Annotated in this window: 3 protein-coding genes and 1 pseudogene; all 4 read left to right on the top strand. The window is 29.1% G+C overall.

Annotated features, from left to right (window positions below; genetic code table 11):
* The first annotated feature begins 80 nt into the window (after positions 1-80).
* Positions 81-458: a contractile injection system sheath initiator gene (locus ACO409_RS10515; protein WP_485557046.1), complete on the top strand. Its 378-nt coding sequence runs from the start codon at positions 81-83 to the stop codon at positions 456-458.
* Between the two features lie 12 nt (positions 459-470).
* Positions 471-1,652: a baseplate J/gp47 family protein gene (locus ACO409_RS10510; RefSeq protein WP_485557044.1), complete on the top strand. Its 1,182-nt coding sequence runs from the start codon at positions 471-473 to the stop codon at positions 1,650-1,652.
* Positions 1,645-2,385, top strand: a complete 741-nt coding sequence (locus ACO409_RS10505; protein WP_485557042.1) for a hypothetical protein — start codon at positions 1,645-1,647, stop codon at positions 2,383-2,385. The genes ACO409_RS10510 and ACO409_RS10505 overlap by 8 nt, the downstream gene beginning before the upstream one ends.
* A pseudogene (locus ACO409_RS10500) lies at positions 2,386-3,083 on the top strand (hypothetical protein); the annotation flags it as partial. It abuts the gene before it with no gap.

Here is a 3,083-nt window from a genome sequence, read left to right as displayed (position 1 = left end):
AAAATTAAATAGAAACATAAAATCACAGTCATTAATTTGATTGTGATTTTTTTGTTACAATTTTTTAGAAAGGTAGTGATATGAAAAGTGTAGAAAGTTGGCAAACCGAAAAAGACGACAACAAAGAAATTGATGTTGCAATCGGTAAAAATATTATATTAAGTTCAGAATTAGAAAAAATAAGATTACGTTTGGAAAATAAATTAAGGTTATTTTTTAACGAATGGTTTTTGCATAAGAATGAAGGTATTTACTGGCTTAAAAGAAATGAAAATAATGGACAAATAGGAAATTTATTAGAAAAATTTAATATAGAGGCCCAAGTCAAAGAAACTATTTTGTCGGATGAAGATGTGGCAGAAATAACAAAGTTCGAAAGCAGTTTTGAAAATAGAAATGGAAACTATAATTTTAAAGTGGAAATGTTATTGAAAAATGGAAAGACTTTAGCGTTTTAGAAAGGAGGAATAATGGATTTTGGAGTAACAGAAAAGGGATTTGTATTAAAAAGTTTTACAGATATTATGAAAGATATAGAAAATAGGTACAAAGCAAGATTACAAGATAATAATTATGTTTTAGATTTTAATACTCCAGAAGGGATTCATTCCGAAGCTATAGGTTATGAGCTATCACAAATATGGGAAGAATTGCTTGAATTTAATAATCAAATGAATCTAAATACAGCAACAGGGATATACTTAGATTTCTTTGGAACTTTACTAAGAACTCCACGAAAAGCAGGGGCTTATGCAACTGGACAGGTTAAAATAACAGGAGAAAAGAATAGAGTTATACCAGCACAAACAATTATTAAATATGCTGAAAAAGAATATAGACTATTATCAAACGTTGCGTTGGATAAATTGGATAATAATGAGTATTATGGAATAGGATTTATTCAGGCTCTTGAAATCGGAGAAGAAAGCAATATCACAAGTGATGTTACTTTTACGACTGAATATGAAGGAGTTGCTAAAATTACAAATGATGCAGATGTAACTGGCGGTGCCAATAATGAAAGTGACAGTCTTTATAGGGAAAGACTTAAAAGAAAGGAAACAGTTGAACAAACTGCTACACATGCGGCATTATATAACGGATTAATGGCTTTGGAAAATATTAAAAATGTGTTGATATTAGATCCTGAAACCGAGCCAGCTACTGAAGCTGGAACAGTTAAAATATTTTTAGAAGGAACACCAGACAGCAAAATTTTTGAAACTATTCTAGATCTGAAAGCGGACGGAATATTAACTCTCGCAGATTCTAATGCACAAACTTTTGAAAAAAAAATAAAAAGAGGTGTATTTGAAAGAAAAATAATATATAACATCATAAAATATAGTACGTTATTAATAAAAGTTGAAGTTTTGGAAACAAAAAATTTAGATGAAAAAGATAGTCGTTGGACAAAACAAATACAACAGGAAATTTTAAATTATATTAATAATCTAAAAACAGGAGAGTCTATTAGTTATTTAAAGACATATTCAGAAGTGTTAGGAATTGACGATATAAGAAAAATAAATTTGAAAATGGGATTAACAGAATCCGATGTTGCAATACAAAATTTCGACAAAACATTTACAGTCCCAGTTGGTCAAAAATTTCAAATAAACGAAAATAATATCGAGGTAATTTATGTTTAAGAGTAGCGAAGAGTATACAGATGAAATAATAAGTAGATTTCCACATATGTACAGAAGAGACAGGGGAAGCAATAATTATTTTTTGTTAAATTTATATTTAGAAGAAATAAGACAAGCAAGTAAAGGAATACATGAACTTTTGAAATCTTTAAACATTATGGAGGCAGAAGGTTATGCATTGGACAAATTTGGAACATCTTTCGATTTGAAAAGGGGCACGAATGAAAATGATGAAAATTATAGAAAAAGAATACTTGCGGAAATATCAAGGAAAAGTAGAAATGCAACTTTTGAAACAATAATAAGTGTATTAAAAATTATAATTGAAAATTATGAGCAGAATGTATTTATTTTTAAAGAGGGGATTGTAAAAAGTAGCAGCAAAGTTATTAATTTTAATGTAAAAAACGGAAGTTTTAAAGGAAAATCTGAAACACAGTTTTACAAGGAAAAAGCAGGGAGCATTTATATAGTTTTGAATAAAAGATTGTCAACATATGTTAAAAAAAGTGTTTTAAATATTTTGCTTGAAATAAGGGCGAAAGGTGTGGAAATAACTGTTGATTTTAAATATAAAGTGCAAACAGCTAATTATATTTCAAACGGGGCCTTTGTTGGAGTGAAAAGAATTTTAAAAATAGAGGATAGCTTTTATGATGAGATTTTGCAACAAAAAAGTTATGAGAGCAATTTAGCAAGAATAAATGTAATAACACAAGAAGGAGTAAGATAGATGTTAAAAAAAATAAAAGATTGGATAGGAACGAATTTGGATGTTTACAAAGTTGAAACCGCGAATGATGTTGGTGCTGGATTGGTTAGGCATATTTGGAAAGGTGAAGAAACAGCAACTCAAGTTGGGACAACATTATCAGCACAAGTCATGAATGATTTACAAAAAGGGTTGGTACATACTCTGGATACAATTAGAACTGTTGGAACTAACAAAGATATCTACGAAGTTGCATTGACTGGAATCGAAGAATTTGGTGTATTTGACGGATTAAAATTGTTAATTAGAATTGATGGAGAAAATCAATTTGAGGATGTATTTTTAAAATTAGGCGGAACAGAATATCAAATCTATCAATTAAAGAACAATTTGTTGGATAAGGTTGATAAAGGGATTTTAAAAGATAAAAAAGAATATTTATTGAACTTTAAAAACAATTCTTTTGTTTTATCAGATAGTACTTTATACGGATCGCAAAAAGGCACAGCATTAGAAGGGAATCGTTTAGCTGAGATTCTAGGACTAGAATTTGGTGGAAATATTCAGGATATAGGGGATAAAGTTAGAGGGAAATGTTATTTTGATAATGTAACAAAATTTTATTACGAATGTATAGAAGACAACAGTCTGACATACAACGACAATGGAAAATTTAGAGCGATAAGTAATAAGCTACTTTCTGACAAAGTGGAAAATTT

It is taken from the genome of Leptotrichia sp., assembly GCF_057270615.1.
This window is presented reverse-complemented; position numbering and strand designations above follow the sequence as displayed.

What these genes read in the sequence shown, in the direction of transcription:
- ACO409_RS10515 (WP_485557046.1), top strand. Translation starts at nt 81, where the DNA reads ATGAAAAGTGTAGAAAGTTGGCAAACCGAAAAAGACGACAACAAAGAA.
- ACO409_RS10510 (WP_485557044.1), top strand. Translation starts at nt 471, where the DNA reads ATGGATTTTGGAGTAACAGAAAAGGGATTTGTATTAAAAAGTTTTACA.
- ACO409_RS10505 (WP_485557042.1), top strand. Translation starts at nt 1,645, where the DNA reads ATGTTTAAGAGTAGCGAAGAGTATACAGATGAAATAATAAGTAGATTT.